Raw genomic sequence first — 22546 nt, 5'->3', positions numbered from 1 at the left:
GGAAGGACTTCCCATGCACCGCACCACCTGCGGGCTCGCCGTTCTCGCCGTCGCCTCCGCCCTGCTGGTCACCCCGGCTCAGGCGGCTGAGGCGGACTTCGTCAAGGCCAAGAACCCGGCCGCCGGCGGCAGTTTCATCGTCTCGCTCAAGCCCGGCGCCGCCATCCAGTCGGCGTCGAGCGCTCTCACCCAGAAGTACGGCGGCAACCTCGACGCCGTGTTCTCCCACGCCATGCGCGGCTTCCAGGTCAAGAACCTGACCGAGGCCGGCGCGCGGAAGCTGGCGGCAGATCCCGCCGTCAAGGCCGTCTACCAGGACGGCACCGCGAAGGCGCTGGACGTGCAGGACAACCCGACGTGGGGCCTGGACCGCGTGGACCAGGTCTCGCTGCCGCTGGACAAGAAGTACAACTACCCCAGCGGTGGCGCGTCGAACGTGACGGTCTACATCACCGACACGGGCGTCAAGACGTCGATCGCCGACTTCGAGGGACGCGCGTCCGTGGGCGCCGACTTCATCGAGGACGGCCAGAACGGTCAGGACTGTTCAGGCCACGGCACGCACGTGGCGGGCACGGTCGGGTCCAAGACCTACGGCGTGGCGAAGAAGGCCAAGCTGGTCTCGGTCCGCATGCTCGGCACGAGCTGCACCGGCAACGGCCCCGACTCGGCCGGTGTCAAGGCCATCGAGTGGATCACGGCGAACGCGCAGAAGCCCGCCGTGGTCAACGCTTCCTGGACCTTCGACACCGCCGACATCGGCAACGACGCCATCGCCGGCATGGTCGCCTCAGGCGTGCAGATGGCCGTCGCGTCGGGCAACAGCTCGACCGACGCCTGCTCGACCGGTCCGGCGAAGATCTCGTCGCTGATCACGGTGAACGCCACCTCGTCCAACGACGCGCGTGCCTCGTTCTCGAACTACGGCACCTGCACGGACATCTTCGCGCCGGGTGACAACATCACCTCGCTCGGGCTGAACGGCGGCAGCACCAACATGTCCGGCACGTCCATGGCCACCCCGCACGTCGCGGGGGTCGCGGCCCTGTACCTGTCGGCCAACCCGTCCGCGAGCCCCCAGGCCCTGCGCGACGCCCTGGTGAACGGCGCCACCTCCGGCAAGGTCACCAACCCGGGTTCCGGTTCGCCGAACAAGCTGCTGTACAGCGGTTTCATCGGCGGCGGTCCCGACCCGCAGTGCGGTCCCGGCACGAACGGCGACGACGTGTCCATTCCGGACACGAACACCGCCGTCTCGTCGTCGGTGACGATCTCGGGCTGCACCGGCAACTCCACGGCCTCGGCAACCGTCAAGGTCGACGTCAACCACACCTACACCGGTGATCTGGCCATCGACCTGGTCAGCCCGTCCGGCAAGACGTACGTGCTGAAGAAGGCGGGCGGCGTCTCGTCCTCGGCGGGTGTTCACGAGACCTACACCGTCGATCTGTCTTCAGAAGCGCGCAACGGCACGTGGAAGCTGCAGGTGAAGGACATCTACACCTACGACACCGGCAACATCGACACTTGGACCCTCACGGTCTGATTGTCGCGCAACGGAAACGAGCCCCGGAGCCGTGCTGGCTCCGGGGCTCTTCCCTGTTTCCCCCAACGGGGTCTAGCGGGTGACGGTCAGCGTGAACGTCGTCGTGCCGGTCTTCCCGTCGGCCGAGGTGGCCTTGATGGTGATCGGGTAGGTGCCGGGCGGGGTGGAGAAGTTGGTGAAGATCCAGACGTTGCTGCTGCCGTTCTGGCCGACCGTGGCCGGGTTGAACGAGAGCTGCGCGCCCGTCGGCACACCGGACGCGGTGAGCGTCAGGTTTCCGGTGCCACCACTGGCCTTCACCACGGTCTGGCCGAGCAGGCCCTGCTTGACGGTGGCCGACGACGGGGTCGCGGTCACCGTGACCTCACCGGTCGGCGGCTCCTGGGAACCCTCGACCGTCAGCGAGACCGTCGTGGTGGCGGTCTTGCCGTTCGCGTCGGTGCCGGTGACCGTGATGCTGGACGTGCCGGCGGTCGCGGTGCCGGCCACGTCCAGCGTCAGCTTCGACGAGCTGCCCGCGCCGATCGACGTCGGCTGGAACGTGGCCTTCACGCCGGTGGGGACACCCGACGCGGACAGGGTGATCGTCTGACCGTCGCCGTTCGACGAGATCGTGGTCGAGACGTACTTGCCCTTGGCCGCCTTCACACTGCTCGGCGAGGCTCCCAGCGTGAAGTCGCCCGGCTGCGGGTCGCCGCCACCGGTGACGGTCAGCGAGTACTTGCCGGACGCCGTCTTGCCGCTCGACGTGGTGCCGGTGATCGAGACCTCGTAGGTGCCGTTCGGCGCCGAGGTGGTGGCGTCGAACGTGACCTTCGCCGAGTTGCCGGTGGTGACCGACGTCGGCTGGAAGACCGCCTTCACGCCGCTGGGCAGACCGGACGCGGACAGCGTGGCGTTCTCCGCGCCACCCGAACCGGCCGTGGTGGTGATGCCCGCGGAGATCGTCTTGCCGGCCGCGACCGAACCGCTGCCGGGCGCGACGGTCAGCCCGAAGTCACCGACCGGGGGCTGCTCGCCGACCTCGGTCTTGACCCAGTCGCCCATCTCGTTGTCGAGGCGGCCGTAGACCGAGTACCACTTGAAGTCGGACCGGCTCCACGACGCGACGCCGTAGATCTTGCCGTCGAAGATCAGCGGGCCGCCGCTGTCACCGGGCAGGATCGAGATCCGGCCGTCGGAGTACCCGGCGCAGATCATGTACGCCGACTTGAAGCCCGCGCCGACGCCCTGGCAGACGCTGTCGCCGTTGACGACCGGCAGGCTCGCCTTGTCGAGGGTGACGTCCGCCGAGTTGTCGTTGAAATCCTTCTTGCCGTAGCCGAAACCGAGGCCGGTCTTGCCCGGCGCGGCACCGCCGGAGTCCGCCGAGGTGGCGAACTTCGGGTACGCGGCACCGCCCTTCAGAGCGATGTCGCGGTCCACGGTCACGACGGCGACGTCGTAGCCCTGGTCGAAGTTGACGTACTTCGGGTGCTTCTTGTAGCTGACAACGTTCACGGCGAACCCGGTGCCGTTGCCGTTGTTGTAGTCCTTGAGGTCGTCGAGTCCGTAGACGAACTTCTTCTCCCCCTGGGCGTCCGCGCAGTGCGCCGCGATCAGGATCTTGCGCGGCGCCACGACCGTGCCGGTGCAGGTCTGGCCCTGCGGCCGGGTGCCACCGGCGCGGATGCCCGCGATGATGCCGGGGAACTCGCTCACGGTGGCGTTCTGCCCGCCGACGAACATGGGCGAGGCGTCACCGAGGTTCGCGGGGACGGTGTCCCCCAGGTAGTTCGCCGCAGGGGCGTTCGGTGCGGCAGCGTTCGCGATGCTGACGGGTGCCAGCACCGCGGCCGCGACCAGGGCCAGCAGGCCCCAGGACCGTGGTGTTCTCGTCACGTTGGTTCCTCTCGGATCAGGAACGCCCACCTCAGGGCAGGGGCGGCGGTCGTTCGCTGCGATCACTGTCGGAGGACTGCACGTGCGGAACAATCAGGGTGCGCATCCGTAGGGGTACGGAACTTTCCTACCTACGGCCGGCGGAAGATCGTGATGGAGTGGCCCACGACGTCGATCGGCGTGCTCGTGTCGATCAACGCTCGCAGGGCCTCGTCGGCCTTCGCGATGGCCGTGTTGGACACGACGAGCAGGCCGTGCACCTGGTCCTCCGCCACCTTGCGCGGGTCCTCGGCGTGGATCCCGTAGTACTCGGGCACTCCGGCGCCCTTGTAGACGAGCCACATCCGTTCACCGGGGTACCGCTTCAGCCGCTCGGCCAGCCGTCCCAGGTCCTGTCCCCAGTCGACGTTCGAGTCGTGCAGGTGCAGGTGGGTCTTCGACGGGCCGCCGAACACCTCGTTGGAGTACGGCAGGTAGTACGGGAACGTCCACAGTGAACTCACGGCGACCAGCACGACCGCGATCCCCGCCCAGCGCCGGTGCGCGACCACCGCGGCGGCGACCGCGAGGAACATCGGCACGAAGATCGCGTACCGGACGCCGAGGTCGCGACTGCCGGTCATGGCGACGGCCAGCAGCACGGCCGCGGGGGCGAGAACGTAGGCCGCCGCGGGGCGTTTGATCATCGCGACGGCTCCGGCCGCCCACAGGAGCAGCGCGCCCAGCGGTGTCTTCACCAGCAACGCGGCCGGCAGGTAGTACCAGTGCGAACCCTCGTAGTGCGTGCCGAACAGGTAGCCGCCCCAGACCCGGTTCTCGAAGCCGGCCTGGACGCGCATCCCGTCGAGGTAGGGCTCGGGGAACGGCAGCCAGCCGACCGGTGCGGACGGCAGGTCCGGCGGGGACTCCCAGTGCAGCAACGGATCCACGGCGAGGTAGGACACCCACACCACCGCGAGCGCGATCAGCGCCACGGCGAGCGCGGCCTTGGCACGGGCCTGCCAGAACACCAGGGCCAGCACCACCGGGACGGCGGCCAGCGTGTTCATCTTCGTCGCCAGCGCCGCACCCAGGGCCAGTGCCGCGAGCGGCAGGTAGAGCGCGGGGTGGGCGCGCGCCCGCCACACCAGCCAGACCGACGTGAGCACGAACCCCGCCGCCGGGACGTCCAGCGTGGCCAGCGATCCGTGCGCGATGAGGTCGGGCGAGAACGCGTAGAGGGCCAGCGCGACGAGCCCGCCGGATCGGTTCGTGATGTCCGAGGCGAACAGGAACACGACCAGGCCGAACAGCAGCGTGAGGACGATCATCGGGAGTCTGGCTGCCAGCAACAGCTTCGCCGGGTCGTTGCCCGACTCGTAGAGCAGGTGCCTGCCGAGTTCCGTCTGGTCGCCCTGGAAGCCCGGGTCGAGGCGTGCGTCGGCGAACGCGAGCCCGGTCGCCATGATCAGCTTGCCCAGCGGCGGGTGCTCCGGGTTGTACCGGAGGCTGTGCTCCTCCAGGTAGACGACCGCGGTGCCGAGGTAGACCGGCTCGTCGATGGTCGGCGTCTGCCGCACCGCCGTGGTGGTCATCGCGATGGCCATCTGAGCCAGAAGCACGGCCGCGGCCAGCCAGAACAGCCACCGCCGCGGTGCTGTCACCCGCACAGGCGGCAGGGGCACCTCGGCAGGGCGCTGGATCGTGGCGAGCGACAAGACCGTGCGGTCCCTTCACGTGGGTGAACAACCCGACACTCTCCGAAACGGGGCGCCCGCCGTTTAGGTTGCTCGGCCACTTCCGCTACAGATTGTTGCGAAAGACTCTGTCGGATTTCAGCTACACCTTGTAGCTTTACTGGCCCCCGGACGAGGGAGACCAGCCGTGACCACGCTCAGATCCACCCGCCCCGCGATGGCCGTTCTGGCGGCGTTGGCCGTCACGATCGGCGCCCTGGAAAGCATCCCGTTCCCCGCACTTCCGCTGCTGCAACGCGAACTCGGCCTCGACCCCGCCCAGGCCGGTCTGCTGTCCACGACGTTGATCATCACGTCGGCCATCACCATGCCGATCGTCGCGAAGATCGCCGACGACCGCGGCGGGCGCCGCACCCTGCTCGTGCTGACCTGGTGCATCGTGGCCGGGGCGGTGCTGTCGGCGTTCGCGACGTCGTTCCCGGTGATCCTGCTCGGACAGTTCCTCCAGGGCCTGGGCGGTGGCGTCCTGCCGGTGTCGTTCGTCTTGGCACGGCAGCTCTTCAAGGAGACGCCGGTCGCGGTCGGCGTGCTCACCGGCCTGTTCACCGTCGGCAGTGGACTGGGCGTGCTCGCCGCCGGGCCGCTCGCCGACGCCTTCTCGCGGCAGTGGATGTTCCTGCTGCCGGCGTTGGTCGTGGCAGCGGTGGCGATCTTCGCGCCGTTCGCGTTGCCAGGGCCCGTGCAGGTGAGGCGAACCCGGCTGGACTGGCTCGGCGGAGTGCTGCTCGCGCTGGCCCTGGCCACGCTCATGCTCGCGCTCTTCCTGGCGCCGCAAGGACTTGCGGCCGCCGCCGTGCTGCTCGTGCTGACGGCCGCGTTCGGTGCCGCGTGGGTGGTGGTCGAACGGCGTGCCGACCACCCGCTGGTCGATCTCGGTGTCCTGCGGTCGGTGTGGCGGGCGGGTCTCACGGCCGGGGCACTCGGGGCGAGCTACTCGGCGACGTACTTCCTGGTGCCGCAACTGCTCTCCGGGTTCGGCGCGACGGCCAGCGAGATCAGCCTGTACCTCTTCCCCACCGTTCTGGTCGCCGTCGTGGTCGGTCCGTTGTCCGGACTGTTCGCGCGGCGAGCGGGAACCAGGACCGCCATGGCCGCCGGACTGACGCTCACGGCCGCGGGCACGTTGTTCGTCGCCGGATGGCACGACGTGCCGTGGCAGATCGCGGTGGGAATGCTGGTGACGCTCGGGCTCGGCGTCGGAACCGCGTCCACGGCCACCTACACCGCCGCGATCTCGTCGGTCGATGAGCAGGACACCGGTGTCGCGGCGGCCACGTGCGGGATCGCGCGGGCGATCGGTGCCGCGCTGGGCGTCCAGGTCGCGGCGGCGCTGCTCACGGGAGGAGCGTCCTACCGGCTCGGCTTCGTGCTGGCCGCGGTCGTGGCGTTGGCTCCACTGGCGTTGCTGCGCGGGATCCGGTCACCGGAAAACCGTTTCGGCGCGGCGTTGACGCGGGGCTAGCCTGCGCGGATGCCGTTGGGAGACATCGACAAGATCGCCGAAGAGACCGGTTTCTCCGGCGTGGTGCAGATCGACCACGCCGGAGAGATCGAGTTCGCGAAGGCCTACGGGCTCGCGAACCGCGCCTACGGCGTGCCCAACACCGTGGACACGAGGTTCGGCATCGCCAGCGGCGGCAAGGGATTCACCGCGCTGACCGTGCTCTCCCTCATCCGCGAAGGAGCGCTCGCCCTCGACACCACCGCCCGTTCGTTGCTGGGCGACGACCTCCCGCTCATCGCCGACGACGTGACGGTCGAGCACCTGCTCACCCACACGTCCGGCATCGGCGACTACCTCGACGAGGAAGGCGACTGGCAGGTCGACGACTACGTGATGGGCGCGGCCCACCTGCTCACCACGACCGAGGCCTTCCTGCCGTTGCTCGACGGGCATCCCACGAAGTTCAAGGCCGGTGAGCGGTTCAGCTACTGCAACGGCGGCTACGCGGTGCTCGCGCTGCTGGCCGAACGGGCCGGCGGGCAGGGCTACCACGATCTCGTCCGCTCCCGTGTGCTCGGCCCGGCGGGCATGACCAGGACCGATTTCCTGCGCTCCGACGAACTCCCCGGCGACGCCGCCGTGGGCTACCTGGAGGGCTCCGACCGTTCCAACGTCTTCCACCTGCCCGTACTGGCGACCGGTGACGGCGGCATCCACACCACCGCCGGTGACATGTCGAAGTTCTGGCGCACGCTGCTGGCCGGCGAGTTCGCCGAGGAAGCGACCAGGCCGCGCCACCACGTTCCCGAGGAGTCCCTGCGCTACGGCCTCGGGTTCTGGCTGCACGAGACCAGCGACACCGTGATCCTCGCCGGGTACGACGCCGGTGAGTCCTTCAAGTCCACCCACGACCCGCACACCGGCACGACCATCACGGTCCTGTCGAACACCTCGCCTGGTGCGTGGCCCATCGCCCGTGCGCTCATGTCCTAACGACACTGTTCTGAACGGGTGACGGATGCGAACATGTGTTCGTGAGCACCCCGATCCTGCACGCCGACCTGGACGCTTTCTACGCGTCCGTCGAGCAACGGGACGATCCGAGCCTGCGCGGCCGTCCGGTGATCGTGGGCGGCGGGGTGGTGCTGGCCGCGAGCTACGAGGCCAAAGCGTTCGGCGTGCGCACGGCGATGGGCGGGGCGGCGGCGCGGAGACTGTGCCCGCACGCGATCGTCGTGCCGCCGCGGATGTCGGCCTACTCGGCCGCGAGCAAGGCGGTGTTCGAGGTGTTCCGCGACACGACACCGCTGGTCGAGGGCCTGTCGATCGACGAGGCGTTCCTCGACGTCGGCGGCCTGCACCGGATCGCGGGACCGCCCGAGGTGGTCGCCGCACGACTGCGGGCGGCCGTGCTGGAGCAGGTCGGCCTGCCGATCACGGTCGGGGTGGCGCGCACGAAGTTCCTCGCCAAGGTGGCGAGCGGGGTCGCGAAGCCGGACGGGCTGCTGGTCGTGCCCGCCGAGCACGAACTGGAGTTCCTGCACCCGCTGCCGGTCGAACGGCTGTGGGGCGTCGGCGAGGTGACGGCGGCCAAGCTGCACGGCCTGGGACTGCGCACGGTCGGCGAGGTCGCCGCCCTGGGCGAGGTGGCACTGGTCTCGATGATCGGCCGCGCGGCGGGCAGGCACCTGTTCGCGTTGGCGCACAACCACGATCCACGTCCGGTCCACACAGGACAGCGGCGCCGGTCGATCGGTTCGCAACGAGCTCTGGGCCGCCGGGAACGCACGCGTGACGACCTCGACGCCGTCCTCGCCTCGCTGATCGACGGCATCTCACGACGGCTGCGCACGGCCCACCGCGCGTGCCGGACGGTGGTGCTGCGTCTGCGGTTCGGCGACTTCACCCGTGCGACCCGGTCGCACACCCTGCGGCATCCGACGACGGAGACCGAGGTGCTGCTGGCGTCGGCGCGGGAACTGCTCGGCACCGCGATGCCGTTGATCGACAGCCGCGGCATCACGCTGCTGGGCGTGTCGCTCACGAACCTCCAGAACGACGCGCCGATGCAGATGGCGCTGCCGTTCGAGGAGCAGAAGCCGGCCGCCCTGGACGCCGCACTGGACGACGTGCGCGACCGCTTCGGGTCCCGGTCGGTGACGCGGGCGGCGCTGCTGGGAAGGGATCCGGGCATCTCGGTGCCGCTGCTGCCGGACTGACACCCGTGGAGTGAGCGGCCGGGGCCTGCTCACTCCACAGTGGACTTGCCGAGCCCGGTCAGACGAGGCGCACGGAGCGGGCCTGCGGGCCCTTCTGGCCTTCGCCGATCTCGAACTCCACGGCCTGGTTGTCGGGAATGCCGTGGTGGTCGTAGCCCTGCACCTCGGACTGGTGCACGAACAGGTCCGGCCCGCCGCCCTCAGGCGCGATGAAGCCGAAGCCCTTGCTGCCGTTGAACCACTTGACGGTTCCTAGAGTCACTGCGTACCCCTTATGCGTGAAGTGCGGTGGACGCCGGCAGGTTCGCCAGGCCGAGCATGGACAGCAGTTCACGGCAATCGCCCACGTCGAGGGAGTGTTCCGCCACTCGTTTGGCGGCCTGACGCTGGTGGAGGACCCCGGTGTTCTCGGCGTTCAGGCGCGCCTGCTCGAAGTCCTGAGCCGCGTGCCGCTTGCCGAAACGGGAAGAAGAGGGTGAGGCCTGGAAATCCGGCTGCAAGCCGGTGCTCCTGTCTCCGGCCGGAAACGCCGGACCGGACGGGGATCGGGGACCGCAGCGGCTGGTTGCCGTCGGCTGGTACCCCAACAGGCCCCACACTAGCCCAATGACCTGGGGCGAGCACCACGCGCACCGCGTAGGGTCGCCTCCATGCCCGAAGACGAAGGTGGCCCGGCGCTGGCCCCCACGCTGGCCGAATGGCTCAAAGCCCGCGAGGAGACAGCCCGCCACCTGGACGCCGGAGCCAGGCGAACGGTCGACGAGGCCTGGGTGCAGCGGCTCGCCGACCTGCTCGCGACCGAGCGGTCGTGGCAGGACCAGTACACCGAACTGGTCGCCCTCGGCAGCCTCGACGGCCGGTTCCCGCCCTCGAACCGCTGACGTCAGATCAGGTGGATCGGCACCACGTCGCCCCCTCCCACCACGAACCGCACCTGCCCGATCGCCTGCCCGCCCGTGCCGATCTGCAGTCTCAGGTCGGAGTGGTTGTTCTGCCGGCTGCGGAAAGCCGCCTCCGGCAACGGGATCACCGCCGTCTTCCACGTCTCCGTGCCGGTGTTGGTGACGGAGGCCGAGTCGCGGTAGGCGTTGTTGCCCACGCTGCCGAACGAGTCGTACTGGACGTTCCAGGTCGCGGTGCCACGATCGAAGTACGTCACGTGTGCACTGGCCTGGTAGGTGCCGCCCGGGACGATGCTGTCGTCGAGGTCGAAGTACATGAACGGTGACGCGGAGCCCGTTGTGGTGCGCCCGGTCCTGCCGCCCAGGGTGACCGGGACCGTGCGGCCGTCGTCGCCGTCCTTGATCCACGCGCCGCGCGGCGTGTCGGGGTCGCCGAGGTCCGCGCCGACGATCGCGTCGGTCGACTGACCGATGCCGACGGCGAACAGGTGCATCGCCGGGTTGTTCGGCACCTGAGTCGGCGCGATGTCCGGCAGGACCACGTACCTCACCGTCTTGGCCGGGTCGAGCGGCGCCCACGCCAGGTAGACGTGCACGCGCTGGTCCTGGCGCGTGCTGTTCGGGCCGACGTTGAGGTACGGGGTGGCGGCGGCGATCGACGTGCCGGGCAGGGCGTTGCCCGACCACCAGTCCGCGAACGAGAGCGAGTAGCTCTGCGTGCTGCCGTCGCTGTACACGATCGTGCCGGGGGCCGAGGTGCTGCCGAACGCGCTGGAGCCCAGGAACCCGAGCAGCCTGCCGGAGCCGTTGACCGGCACCACCTGGCCGCCCGCCACGACGTTGTCCGGCGCGTTGGCGGCGGGCCAGGTGAAGCCGATGCCGCCGACGTTCACCGGTCCGGCCGGGAGTCCCGCCGCGGCCAGTGCCTGGGCCGAGTAGTTCAGGCCGCTGCCGTCGAACGCGCCGGAGACCGGCTGGTTGTCGTTGCTGATGCCGGTGTTGTTGAAGGCGGCCTGGACCGAGCCGTACGGGACCTTCACCGTGCCGTCCGAGGTGAACGTGCCGAACGCGGAGGTCGCGGTGAAAGCGAGTGGGTACGAACCTGGCGCGGCGGTTCCGGTGACGTTCCAGCGCACGGTGACCGAGGAACGCGCGGGGACGCGGTCGAAGGTGGTCGGGGTCGTCGGGGTCGCGGACCAGCCGTTCGGCGTGGTGATCGTGACGGTCAGGCCGCGCACGTCCTCCGCGCCGCCGTTGGTGAAGGTCGTCGACGCGACTCCGGTCGTGCCGGAGGCCAGGATCGACGGCACGGTGCTGGTCAGCGTTCCGGTGACGAGGATCGGGGCCGAGCCGGAGACGCCGTTGACGGTCGTGGTGATCGTCGCGGCGCCGTCCTTGATCGCCCGCACCACGCCGTTCCCGTCGACCGAGGCGACGGCCGGATCGCTGCTGCGGTGGGTGATCTGGGCGCCGGCGAGGTCCACAAAGGTCTGATCGTCGTTCACCGCCTCGACCACGCGGTCCGCGGTCACGTTCGTGTCCGTTGCCAGCCAGCGGTTCCTGCCGCGCAGGTCGAAGCTCTCCCCCGGCCGGTACACCACGGCTTCCGGCTGGACGGTCACGTGCTTCACGCGCGGAGTCAGGGTTCCGCTCACCTGGACGTCCTGGCGGGCCGAGATCGTGGCGGCGTCCGTGCCCACGCGGAACTGGTAGGTGCCCGCCGGGACCGACTCGCGCTTGGCCGCGGTGTCCCACTGGGCGAGGTCGCGGACCTTGACCGGCAGCACGACGCGCTGGGTCTGGCCGGGGCCGAGCAGCCGGGTCTTCTGGAAGGCGGCCAGTCGTTGCCGCGGCACGTCACCGGTGCCGGCGCCCGGAGTGGCCGCGTAGAGCTGGGCCACGGTGGTTCCGGCGCGTGAGCCGGTGTTCGTGACGTCGAGGCTGACGTTCACGGTGTCGTTGGGAGAGGCCGAGGTCCGGTCCGCGGTCGCGTTCGAGAGGCGGAACGTGCTGTAGCTCAGGCCGTGGCCGAACGGATAGGCGGGCGTGCCGGTGAAGTACTGGTAGGTGCGGCCGAGCCCGCCCGTGCCCGCCGCGGTGAGCCGGTAGTTCTGCATCGGCGGCAGCTGCGAGTCGTCGCGGTACCAGGTGAAGTTGAGGTGCCCGTCGGGATTCTGCCTGCCGAACAACACGTTCGCGAGCGCGGTCCCCTGGCTCTGGCCGTTGTAGCCGCTGAACAGGACCGCCGGCACCTTCGACTGGTCGAACGTCACCGGGCCCATCGCCTGCAACGCCAGGACCGTGCGGGAATTGCCCAGCGCGGAGACCTGGTCGATCAGGGAGGTGTAGTTGCCGGGCATGGCGATGTTCGGCCGGTCCTTGCCCTCCCGCGCCACCTCCATGTCAGTGCCCGCGAAGACCACGACCAGGTCGGCCGCGCGGATCGCGGACCTCGTCGCCTCGCTGAGCACCGCCGGACCGGTCGCGGACGTCGAGGTGCCGGCCGCGTCGAAGAGCACCGACGCGTTCGGGAGCGCGGCCTGGATGCCCTGCACGGCGTTGACGGTGTGGGTCGGTTTGCCGCTGTACCCGCCGAGCGTGACCTTGCCCGCGAGGTCGCCGAGCACCACCACGCGCGAGGTCCGCGCCGGGTCGGCCGGCAGCACGTTGTTCTGGTTCTTCAGCAGTACCAGCGAGTTGTCGGCGACCTTCGTGGCGAGCGCCTGGTTCGCCGGGCTCTCCAGCACGGACTTGGTGATCTTCGTGTACGCGACCTGGTCCGCCGGGTCGAACTCGCCGGTCGCCATCCGCACCGTGAACACCCGGACGAGCGAGGCGTCGAGCACGCCCTCGGAGAGGATGCCGGCGTCGATCGACGCCTGGACGTTGGTGAGGGTCGCGTTGGCGCCCTCGCAGTTCAGCTGCGTGCCGGCCCGCAGGCCCCACGCCAGCGCGCCCGCCGCGGCCGGGATCTTGCGGCCGGTGGCCACGTTCGTCCACACGACCTGTGCGCCCTCGATCGCCGAACGCCAGCCCGGTGCCGCCCAGAGGTGACCGCCGGGCGGCGGCTGCCAGACGGTCGCGATGGCGTCGCAGTCGGAGACCGAGTAGCCGTCGAAGCCGTAGGTGCGGTTGGCCAGCTGGTTGACCAGGTAGCCGTGGACCGCGCCGGGCGTGCCGTTGATCGAGTTGTACGAGGTCATCAGGCCGCTGGCGTGGTCGTGCTCGATCAGGTTCTGGAACTGCTTGAGGTAGTACTGGCGCAGGTCGGCCTCGGTGGTGGCGGAGTCGCCGGAGAGCCGGTCGTTCTCGACGTTGTTGAGCGCGTAGTGCTTCAGGGTCGCGGAGACCTTGAGGTACGGGGTCATCGCGGCGCCGTCGATCGTGTTGCCCTGGTAACCGTTGACGAACGCGCCCGCCATCTTCGCGACGAGGTGCGGGTCCTCGCCGAAGCCCTCGTCGGTGCGGCCCCAGCGCGGGTCGCGGTCCATGTTCACGGTCGGCGCCCAGTAGGTCAGGTCGCCGTACTCGTTGACGTCCGGCCCGATGTTGTTCTGGGCGTTGCCGAACAACGACTTGTCGAGGAATCCCCTTGCCTCGTCGGAGATCGCGGTCGTCTCGGCGTACATCAGGCTCGGGTCCCACGACATCGCGGCGGCGAAGTTCACCGGGAAGCTCGTCGCCTTCACGTTGTCCACGGAACCCTGGCCACCGCCGCCCGCGTCGCCGCCGAGCCGGTTGACGCCGTGCTGCCCCTCGCTCCAGTACGTGTACTGCTGCACGCCCAGTCGCGGGATGGCCGGGGCGTTGTTGGTGTGCAGCTGGCGCACCTTCTCCGGCAACGTCATGCGCGCCACCAGGTCCGCCGCTCTCTCCGCGAACGTGTAGCGGGTGTCGCGGTAGATCGGTGTCGCCGCGGCGGCGACGGCCGGGCTCGACGCCGCCACGACAGTGCTGGCGAAGGTCAGCGCGACCACGGCGAGAGCAGGGAAACGACGGGACATGAGGAACCTCCGCCAGGACCGAAGGTGAGGCTGTGTAACGCTGACGGTTCTCCTGGTTACAGACCGAAGTCAATAATTTGCGTTGTTCCCGGTCCAAAATTGCACCCAACACTCGCGAAGTTCCGGTCCGTCAAATTCTTGCGTGATCCTGTTCACATCTTGCACTCTGGAGTCGAGTCGCCGACAAAGGAGTTCGCGATGTCCCTGTCACGCCGAACACTGCTCAGCACCGCGCTCGCCGCCCCCGCGCTGGGGCTCCTGCCCGCCCCCGCGCACGCGGCCAGCCCTCCCGGCGACGTCGTCGGGAAGATCACCGTCGGATACCAGGGCTGGTTCGCCTGCCGGGGAGACAGCTCCCCCCTCGACGGCTGGTGGCACTGGAACGACAACTGGAGCCAGCCGCCCGCGCCGCCCACCAGTTCGATCGTCGCGTGGCCGGACGTCCGCGACTACGCCCGCACCTACCAGACCGCGTTCGCGAACCTCGGTGACGGCCGGCCCGCCACGCTCTTCTCCAACTACGACCGGCAGACCGTCGACGTCCACTTCCAGTGGATGCGCGACAACAACATCGACACGGCGGCGTTGCAGCGCTTCAACCCGACCGGCGGCGAGGGCCCGATCCGCGACGCCGTGACCGCGCACGTCCGGCCCGCCGCGGAGGCCACCGGGCGGAAGTTCTACATCATGTACGACGTCACGAACTGGACGAACATGCAGTCGGAGATCAAGACCGACTGGCTGAACAAGATGTCCGCGTACACGTCCTCCCCCGCCTACGCGCGACAGAACGGCAAACCCGTCGTGTGCATCTGGGGTTTCGGGTTCAACGACCCCGGCCGTCCGTTCGGGCCGGAGGCCTGCCAGGACGTCGTCAACTGGTTCAAGGCGCGCGGCTGTTACGTGATCGGCGGCGTCCCGACCCACTGGCGGCTGGAGATCGAGGACTCGCGGCAGGGCTTCGCGAACGTCTACCGGAGCTTCGACATGCTCTCGCCGTGGATGGTCGGCCGGATCGGCACCCCGGCGGACACGGATCGCTTCTACACCAACGTGAACAGCCCCGACCAGGCCGAGTGCAACGCGCGCGGGATCGACTACCAGCCGTGCGTGCTGCCGGGCGATGTGGGCTCGCGCCAACGACTGCACGGCGACTTCATGTGGCGCCAGTTCTACAACATGGTCCGCCTTGGCGCACAAGGCATCTACATCTCGATGTTCGACGAGTTCAACGAGGGCAACCAGATCTGCAAGACCGCCGAGACGCTGGCCGACGTGCCCGCCGGGTCCGGGTACCTCGCTCTGGACGAGGACGGCACGCGCTGCTCGGCCGACTACTACATGAGGCTCACCGGCGACGGCGGCAGGATGCTCAAGGGCCAGATCGCGCTGACCGCCACCCGGCCCACCCAGCCGTGGCTCGGCGGGCCGCCCACCCCGGACGTGGACCTGGCCGCCGGACGCCCGACGACCCAGAGCTCGCAGACCCAGCACTACGGCAGCGGGTTCGCGGTCGACAACGACCCGCACTCCTACTGGGAGAGCGCGAACAACGCCTTCCCGCAGTGGATCCAGGTCGACCTCGGGGCCACCCAGGCGTTGCGGCGCGCCGTGCTCACGCTCCCACCGAACCCGGCCTGGGGACGGCGGACCCAGACCGTGACGATCGAAGGCAGTACCAACGGTCAGACGTTCAGCCCGCTCGCGCCGTCGGCCGGGTACGTGTTCGACCCCGCGACCGGGAACTCGGCCACTGCCACCCTGCCCGGCGCGCAGGTCCGGTACGTCCGGCTCACCTTCACCGGGAACACGGGCTGGCCTGCGGGGCAGCTGTCGGGGGTGAAGCTCCACACCTGATCACGCCCGCAGGTTCTCGCCGGATGGGCACTGTACAACTAGAACGTGTTCTAGGTAATCTGCACCACATGATCGCCACAGTGGTGTGGGGTACGGGAAACGTCGGCCGTGCCGCCATTCGCGCCGTCGATGCCCATCCGGCGCTGAAACTGACGGCCGTGGTCGTCCACAACCCCGAGAAGGTCGGCCGCGACGCGGGCGATCTCGCCGGGATGGACACCGAACTCGGGATCGCGGCAACGAACGACATCGACGCGGTGCTCGCCGCGAGTCCGCGCGCGGTGGTGTACGCGGCGTCCGGCGACATCCGTCCCGACGACGCGCTCGCCGACATCACCAAGGCGATCCGGGCGGGCGCGGTGGTCGTCACGCCGTCCCTCTACGCGCTCTACGACCCGCGCAGCGCCCCTCCGGAGCTTCGAGAACCTGTTCTCAAAGCGATCGAGGAGGGCGGCGGCTCGCTGTTCGTCTCCGGCGTCGACCCCGGCTGGGGCAACGACGTGCTGCCGTTGATGATCAGCGGTCTCGGCAGCACCGTCGACGCGGTCCGCTGCCAGGAGATCTTCGACTACTCCACCTACGACCAGCCCGACGCGGTGCGGTGGCTGATCGGGTTCGGGCAGCCGCTCGACTACCAGGCACCGATGCTGATGCCCACGGTGCCGACCATGGTGTGGGGCGGGCAGATCCGGTTGCTGGCCAGGGCTTTGGGCGTCGAGCTCGACGAGATCCGCGAGACCGTCGACCGGCGCGCGCTCGACGAGACCGTGACGACGCGGACGATGGGCGAGTTCGAGGCGGGCACGCAGGGCGCGATCCGGTTCGAGGTGCAGGGCATCGTCGGCGGCGAACCGCTGATCGTCATCGAACACGTCACGCGCATCCACAACTCGTGCGCCACGGACTGGCCGATGCCACCGTCCGGCGACGGCGCGCACAAGGTGATCATCGAGGGCCGGCCGCGCATCGAGGTGTCGGTCGAGGCCGTCGACGAGGGCGAGAACCGGTCCGCCGGCGGCAACGCCACGGCGGTCGGCCGCATCGTCAACGCCATCGACTGGCTGGCGGCCGCGGAGCCCGGCCTCTACGACGCGCTCGACGTCCCGTTGCGTCCCGTCGCGGGCAAGCTCGGAAGGAGCAAGCCGTGAACATCGACATCCCCGAGGGCAAGGACCCCATCGGGTACGTGTGGGGCGAACTGGTGCCCGGCATCGGCATCTCCGCCGCGAACCTCTCCCTCGCCGTCTACCAGCACACCACGCTGGGGCTGCGCGAGTTCGAGGCGGCGCGGCTGCGGATCGCGCAGATCAACGGCTGCATGTTCTGCCTCGACTGGCGGACCGAACGCGACGGCGTGAAGGTCGAGGACGACTTCATCGACGCGGTGACCCAGTGGCGCACCACCGACGCCTTCGACGACCGGGCGAGGCTGGCCGCGGAGTACGCCGAGCGGTACGCACTGGATCACCACGGTCTCGACGACGAGTTCTGGTCTCGGATGACCGCGCACTACAGCCAGGTGGAGATCGTGGAACTCACGATGAGCATCGGGGCCTGGCTCGTGTTCGGCAGGCTGAACCGGGTGTTCGGCCTCGACGCCATGTGCGTGCTACCGAAGTTCTGAACAGTCCACTCGCGACCGGTCAGAGATCGGTCGCGATGATCTTCTCGATGTTCCTCTCGGCCAGCGCCGTGATCGTGACGAACGGGTTCACCACGGTGCTGCCGGGAATCAACGACCCGTCGATGACGTACAGCCCCGGATAACCTTGCAGGCGACCGTAGTTGTCGGTGGCCTTGCCGAGGATCGCGCCGCCGAGCGGGTGGTACGTCAGGTGGTCGCCCCAGACCTTGTACACGCCGAAGAGGTCGGTCCGGTAGATCGTCCCCTCCTTTGAGTTGATCTTGTCGAAGATGGACTTCGCGGCGTTGATCGAGACCTCCTTCCACGCCGTCTGCCAGTTCAGGTCGACCTTGCCCGCGGAGGCGTTCCAGGTGAACTGCCCGCGGTTCGGGGTCTTCGTGATCGACAGGTAGAACGACGCGTAGGTCTCGATACCGGTCGGCAGTGGTGCCACCTCGGCGAACGCGCCGCCGGCCGCCCAGTTGTCGATGCCCAGCGTCGGGATGGACGACTGCAGCGCGCCGGTCGCGTCCCACATGTGGTTCGCGCGGCCGCACATCACGTTGCCGTTGTCGCCCCAGCCCTTGCCGACCTCGCCGTTCAGGTTCGGCAACGCGCCCGTGGCCTTCAGCTTGACCAGGAGCTTGCTCGTTCCGACGCTGCCCGCCGCGAAGAACACCTTCGCCGCCGTGATCTCCTTGACGGCGATCGGGTCGCCGTTGGTGTTGAGCTGCTCGATGGTGACCTTGTAGCCGCCCGTCGCGGGCATGACGTTGACGACCCGGTGCAGCGGCGAGATGGTGACCCGGCCGGTCGCCCTGACCTTGGTGAGATAGGTCTTCTGCAACGACTTCTTGCCGTAGTTGTTGCCGAACAGGATCTCGCCGGCCAGCGCCGACTTCGGCACGGTGCCGGCCGCCTCCTGTTCCATGTAGTTCCAGTCGTACACGGTGGGCACGAAGACGTACGGGAAGTTCGACCGCTGAGCGTGCTTCCGGCCGACCCGCGCGTACTGGTAGGCCTCGGTCGAGTCGAACCAGGCCGCCCTGATCAGGTTGACGCCGAGTTCCGCGTTGGCGCGCGGGTAGTAGGTGTTGTACATCTCGTCGGCGTTCACCGTCGGCAGGACGTCGCCGAAGTTCTCGCGCTTGGGCGTCACGGCCATGCCGCCGTTGACGAGCGAACCGCCACCGACGCCGCGTCCCTGGTAGACGGTGATGCCGGCGAACTCCTCGGCGTCGAGGATGCCCGTGTAGCGCGGGATCGTCTTGTCGATGGGGATGCCCAGGAAGTGGCTCAGCGGCTGTTTCGTCTTGGTGCGCAGCCAGAAGGACCGCTGATCCGGGGTCGTCGTGTTGGCGAAGATCTTCCCGTCGGCGCCGGGGGTGTCCCACGCCATGCCCATCTCGACCATGTGGACGTCGACACCGGCCTGGGCGAGACGCAGGGCCGCCACGCTTCCGCCGTAGCCCGTGCCGATCACCAGCGCGGGTATGACGGCCGCGTCGGCGATCGAGGCCGCCGCCTGGGCCACCGGAGCGACGCCTCCGAGGGCGACAGCTCCAAGAATAGAACCTGTTCCAGCCATGAACGAACGTCGTGAAGGACCCTTGAAACCGTTGTCACACGTCATTGTGTGGGTCATGTGATCTTCCTCACTGTGGGCGCATGAGAACAAGTTATACCGGCGGTTGTAGATCAAGTCACTACCTGGTAGTCCCGGTTCGCCCAGGTGCGCGGCGCAGGTGAGCGTCTTGACGACGAGATCCGGGTGTCCCGCGGACAACCCGTACGGCCCAGTACGACCACACGATCCGGGAATGTCCGGCCACGCATGGCCGCCCGACAATCGAGCGATGCCCTCGGTATCTGATGGTGGTGAGGACGCGAGAGCGAGCGTCCTGGTGGTCGGCGCGGGAGTGTCCGGCCTGGCAGCGGCGCGCGCGTTGCACGAACTCGGCCATCCGGTGACCGTGCTGGAGGCGCGGGACCGGGTCGGCGGCCGGATCTGGACCGACGAGCACGGGGTCGACCTGGGCGCGCACTGGATCCACGGCACGGACGGCAACCCGATCACCGAACTGGTCGAGGACCTGGGGATCCCGTACAGCTACGTGGGCGGGGACAGCGCCTACACCGGCGGGTTCGACAGCCTCGACCTGTTCGGGGCTGACCGGCGGGCGGTGAACCACCGCTACAAGAGCCGCACCCTCGAACTGGCCGACGAGGTGCTGCACGAACTCGAACGCCGTGCCGCGGTGGCACGCAAGGGAGATCATCCGGACGTCCCGCTGGGCGAGGCGATGCGGCAGATCCTCGCCGAGCGCCGGCTGTCCCCCGAGGACGAACAGGCCGTGCGGTACCACCTGAACGTCATCCTGCGCGAGGACGCGGCGGAAGATCCCGACAAGCTCTCGTTGAAGCACTGGGAAGACGGCTACCTCGTCTACGGCTACGGCGACAGCACGTTGCACCAGGGCTACCAGTCCGTTGTGGACGCTCTGGCCGACGGGCTCGACGTCCGGCTGGGACACGTGGTCACGCACGTCGAGGAAGGGCAGGTGTTCACGGACCAGGGCATGTTCGCGGCGGACAAGGTGCTCGTGACGTTGCCGCTCGGCGTGCTGAAGGCCGGCGCCGTGGAGTTCTGGCCACCGCTGCCCGAGGCCAAGCGGTCCGCGATCGCCCGGCTCGGCTTCGGCACGCTGAACAAGATCGCGCTGCACTACTCCGCACCGTTCTGGCCCACGGATCAGTACGTCTTCGGCTATCTGTGCCGGGACACGGACCGCTACCCCACCGTCGTCATCAGCATGTGGAAGTCGCACGGCAAAGCGATCCTGGTGATGCTGCTCGGCGCCTCGCTCGGCCGCGAGATGGAGACCTGGTCCGCGGAGGACGTCTCGGCGTACGCGACCGAGGTCGTCCAGGACCTCTTCGGCACGGACGCCCCCGCTCCTGACTCCGTCTCGCGCACCACGTGGTCGTCAGATCCGTACGCGCTGGGTTCGTACACCTGCATCGGTGTCGGCTCGTCGTCCAAGGACATCGCGACCCTCGCGGAACCGGTCGGCAACAGACTGTTCTTCGCCGGTGAGGGCACGAATCCCTACCACTGGGGCTGTGTGCACAGCGCCTACGAGTCCGGCCGCCGCGAGGCCGCGCGGATCAGCGGCGACTCGACCCTCTACACCCCGCCCAGCGCCGGGAAGTCGCGCGCCCAGTCGCGCAACACCGACCGGATGCTGCGGTTCGTGCGGATGCGGATGAACCACATCACGTCGTCCGAACTCACCGAACGGGTGGCGTGCCTGCGGGAGAGCGTCGATCCCCACGGGGTGCGGTTGTTCGACGCGCTCGCGGACTCCGAACTGGAGACGCTCGCGTCGATGTTCGACGAGATCCCCTACACCGCAGGCGATGTGCTCTTCCACGAGGACGACGAGGCGCACGGGGTGTTCCTGGTCGCGGCCGGGCGGATCGAGATCGACTTCGGCGGCATCTACGAACGCGCGGTGCTCGGCCGTGGCGCGCTGCTCGGCCACTACGACATGTTCTTCAACGCCCGCACCACCTCGGTGACGGCGCTGACCGACGACGTCGTGGTGTTCTACCTGGACCACTACCGCTATCAGAGCTTCCTGTACGCCTTCCCCGACGTGATGATGCTGATGCTCTCGGACCTCGTGACGAGGTGGGAGCAGTTGGAGAGCGTGCTCGGCGCCGCGACCCTGCCGAAATTGAATGGAGCGGCACCGGCCAGGGACGCTACCTTCCTGCCTGACTGAATCTTCGAGGCTGGGACGTGCCGTTGTACACCGTGTGAGACCTCCCCAAGCACTTGGTTTTCGTTGCGCGACGCGTTCTTGAGCGCCGCGCTCCTCTTGCTGCGGTCTTCTCACCGATCGGTGTACTGCTGTGCTCATCACCTGGGCCGTCGTGCCCACCCGTCTTCCCCTGGTCCGCCGTCGTTGTCACGTGTGCGCGGCCGATCGCTTCCGGGCGAGCGGCAAGTTCCGCGTCAACGCCAACCACAAGGTCCTCGACGCCTGGCTCCTCGTCCTCTGCACGGGCTGCGGGGACACGGCCAAACTCACGATCTTCGAGCGGGCGCACGTCCGTTCGGTCCGGCCCGCGTTGCTGGACCGGCTGCACTGCAACGACCTCACCCTCGTGCCCGAACTGCTGCAGGATCCCGTTCTGCAGCACCGCAACCGCGTCTCCCTCGACTGGGAGGGCGCGTGGCGGCTCGACACCGGCGGGTCCGATCACCTGGAACAGGAGGTGATCGACGTGGCGGTGCGGTTCGGGGCGCGGATTCCACTCAGGCCGGTGCGGCTGATCGCCGACGCCTGCGGTCTGTCGCGGGCCGAGGTCGAGCGGCTGATCGTCGAGGGGAAGGTGGTGTCGGCGATCCGGTTGACCGGCAAGGTCTCCGGCGACTTCACCTTCACGCTCAAACGCTGACAGTTCCCGTCAGCGCGGCCAGTACGGCGGCCACGCCCGGAGGATCGGGCGGGTCGCCGTACGTGGCGGCGTGGATCTGGCGGTGGAAGCCCTTCAGCTCGGTGGCGTGCACGTCCGGCCGTCGGTGAGCCTGCAAACCCAGGCCCGGCAGGATCGCGACGCCCGCGCCCGCCGCGACGAGGGCCTGCACGACCACCATGTCGTCGCTGTGCGAGGAGACGCGGGGCGTGAAGCCCTCGCTGCGGCACACCGTCTCCAGCTCCTCCTGGCACGCGTCGCAGCCGCCGATCCACGCGGACTGCCGGTGGTTCGCCAGGCTGTCGTCCGGCTGCCGGCTGATCAGGTGGATCGGGTCGTCACCGAGGTGCACGAACCGGAAGCCCTCCTCGACCGGGGTGTCCGGGTGCCGGAAGACGAGGGCGATCTCGATCTCGCCGTGCCGCAGCATCCGCAACGCCTCGACCGGATGCCGTTCGACCAGGCTGAGCTCCAGCCCCGGATGCTTCTCGGCCAGGGCCGCGGCCACCTTCGGGACGATCGTCGCGGCGACGGAGGCGTTGGCGGCCAGCCTGACCCGTCCCGACTGCAGACCGACCTGCGCGGCCAGTTCGGTGGTAGCGGCGTCGACGCGGCCCATGATCTCGGCCGCGCGGGCCGCCAGCAGTTGTCCTTCGGGTGTCAGGCGGATGCCGCGGCCGACGCGTTGCACGAGCTTCACGCCCGTCTCCGCCTCCAGCCTCGCGAGGTGATGGCTCACCGACGGCTGGGAGTAGTGCAGCTGCTTGGCCGCCTCGGTCACCGAGCCGTGCCGGGCCACCGCCGCCAGCACCTTGAGGTGCACCAGGCTGAGCATTCATCAAGGCTAT

17 protein-coding genes are annotated in these 22546 nt (G+C 68.9%); 10 read left to right on the top strand and 7 right to left on the bottom strand.

From position 1 onward, the window contains the following. The first annotated feature begins 13 nt into the window (after positions 1-13). Positions 14-1546, top strand: a complete 1533-nt coding sequence (locus ACH413_RS02260; protein WP_360029805.1) for a S8 family serine peptidase — start codon at positions 14-16, stop codon at positions 1544-1546. 72 nt (positions 1547-1618) lie between these two features. On the opposite strand, the gene ACH413_RS02255 is transcribed toward ACH413_RS02260, so the two are convergent. Beyond that, on the bottom strand, positions 1619-3427 hold the full coding sequence (locus tag ACH413_RS02255; RefSeq protein WP_360029804.1) for a trypsin-like serine protease: 1809 nt from the start codon (positions 3425-3427) through the stop codon (positions 1619-1621). Positions 3428-3558: 131 nt separating this feature from the next. Then, positions 3559-5124, bottom strand: a complete 1566-nt coding sequence (locus tag ACH413_RS02250; RefSeq protein WP_360029803.1) for a phospholipid carrier-dependent glycosyltransferase — start codon at positions 5122-5124, stop codon at positions 3559-3561. Between the two features lie 166 nt (positions 5125-5290). Here ACH413_RS02250 and ACH413_RS02245 point away from each other — a divergent pair, with 166 nt between their 5' ends. From ACH413_RS02245 to dinB, 3 genes are read left to right on the top strand one after another with little or no spacing between them, the layout of a single operon-like run. Beyond that, complete coding sequence (locus ACH413_RS02245) at positions 5291-6625, top strand: MFS transporter (RefSeq protein ID WP_360029802.1); 1335 nt, start codon at positions 5291-5293, stop codon at positions 6623-6625. 9 nt (positions 6626-6634) lie between these two features. Beyond that, the gene (locus tag ACH413_RS02240; RefSeq protein ID WP_360029801.1) at positions 6635-7600 is read left to right on the top strand and encodes a serine hydrolase domain-containing protein; all 966 of its coding nucleotides are present in this window, start codon (positions 6635-6637) and stop codon (positions 7598-7600) included. A gap of 35 nt (positions 7601-7635) precedes the next feature. Continuing rightward, positions 7636-8826 (top strand): DNA polymerase IV, encoded by a 1191-nt coding sequence (gene dinB / locus ACH413_RS02235; protein ID WP_360029800.1) that lies wholly within the window; start codon positions 7636-7638, stop codon positions 8824-8826. A gap of 58 nt (positions 8827-8884) precedes the next feature. On the opposite strand, the gene ACH413_RS02230 is transcribed toward dinB, so the two are convergent. Together ACH413_RS02230 and ACH413_RS02225 are read right to left on the bottom strand one after the other, a co-directional pair. Next, the gene (locus tag ACH413_RS02230) at positions 8885-9088 is read right to left on the bottom strand and encodes a cold-shock protein (RefSeq protein WP_360029799.1); all 204 of its coding nucleotides are present in this window, start codon (positions 9086-9088) and stop codon (positions 8885-8887) included. A 10-nt stretch (positions 9089-9098) separates the two neighbouring features. Further along, positions 9099-9326: a hypothetical protein gene (locus tag ACH413_RS02225; RefSeq protein ID WP_360029798.1), complete on the bottom strand. Its 228-nt coding sequence runs from the start codon at positions 9324-9326 to the stop codon at positions 9099-9101. A 150-nt stretch (positions 9327-9476) separates the two neighbouring features. Between ACH413_RS02225 and ACH413_RS02220 the strand changes: the two genes are divergently transcribed. Continuing rightward, positions 9477-9707 carry a hypothetical protein gene (locus ACH413_RS02220; RefSeq protein ID WP_360029797.1) on the top strand — a complete coding sequence of 77 codons (231 nt, stop codon included), beginning with the start codon at positions 9477-9479 and terminating at the stop codon, positions 9705-9707. 2 nt (positions 9708-9709) lie between these two features. Here ACH413_RS02220 and ACH413_RS02215 read toward each other — a convergent pair whose 3' ends face one another. Further along, positions 9710-13732 carry a glycoside hydrolase family 3 C-terminal domain-containing protein gene (locus ACH413_RS02215; protein ID WP_360029796.1) on the bottom strand — a complete coding sequence of 1341 codons (4023 nt, stop codon included), beginning with the start codon at positions 13730-13732 and terminating at the stop codon, positions 9710-9712. Positions 13733-13930: 198 nt separating this feature from the next. Between ACH413_RS02215 and ACH413_RS02210 the strand changes: the two genes are divergently transcribed. From ACH413_RS02210 to ACH413_RS02200, 3 genes are all read left to right on the top strand, one after another. Next, positions 13931-15589 (top strand): discoidin domain-containing protein, encoded by a 1659-nt coding sequence (locus ACH413_RS02210; RefSeq protein ID WP_360029795.1) that lies wholly within the window; start codon positions 13931-13933, stop codon positions 15587-15589. A 68-nt stretch (positions 15590-15657) separates the two neighbouring features. After that, positions 15658-16737, top strand: coding sequence for a dihydrodipicolinate reductase (locus ACH413_RS02205; protein WP_360029794.1), 1080 nt, complete (start codon positions 15658-15660; stop codon positions 16735-16737). After that, positions 16734-17213: a carboxymuconolactone decarboxylase family protein gene (locus tag ACH413_RS02200; RefSeq protein WP_319979634.1), complete on the top strand. Its 480-nt coding sequence runs from the start codon at positions 16734-16736 to the stop codon at positions 17211-17213. Before ACH413_RS02205 ends, ACH413_RS02200 begins: the two co-directional genes overlap by 4 nt. 19 nt (positions 17214-17232) lie before the next feature. Here ACH413_RS02200 and ACH413_RS02195 read toward each other — a convergent pair whose 3' ends face one another. Then, complete coding sequence (locus ACH413_RS02195) at positions 17233-18801, bottom strand: GMC oxidoreductase (protein ID WP_360029793.1); 1569 nt, start codon at positions 18799-18801, stop codon at positions 17233-17235. 268 nt (positions 18802-19069) lie between these two features. Between ACH413_RS02195 and ACH413_RS02190 the strand changes: the two genes are divergently transcribed. Further along, entirely contained in the window at positions 19070-21001 is a 1932-nt protein-coding gene (locus ACH413_RS02190) for an FAD-dependent oxidoreductase (protein ID WP_360029792.1), read from the top strand. Between the two features lie 130 nt (positions 21002-21131). Continuing rightward, positions 21132-21680 carry a DUF1062 domain-containing protein gene (locus ACH413_RS02185; protein ID WP_360029791.1) on the top strand — a complete coding sequence of 183 codons (549 nt, stop codon included), beginning with the start codon at positions 21132-21134 and terminating at the stop codon, positions 21678-21680. On the opposite strand, the gene ACH413_RS02180 is transcribed toward ACH413_RS02185, so the two are convergent. Continuing rightward, entirely contained in the window at positions 21670-22533 is an 864-nt protein-coding gene (locus tag ACH413_RS02180) for a LysR family transcriptional regulator (RefSeq protein ID WP_360029790.1), read from the bottom strand. The genes ACH413_RS02185 and ACH413_RS02180 overlap by 11 nt on opposite strands. Between the last annotated feature and the right edge of the window lie 13 nt (positions 22534-22546).

Source organism: Lentzea sp. NPDC020367, from assembly GCF_044387305.1.
GTDB lineage: Bacteria > Actinomycetota > Actinomycetes > Mycobacteriales > Pseudonocardiaceae > Lentzea.
This window is presented reverse-complemented; position numbering and strand designations above follow the sequence as displayed.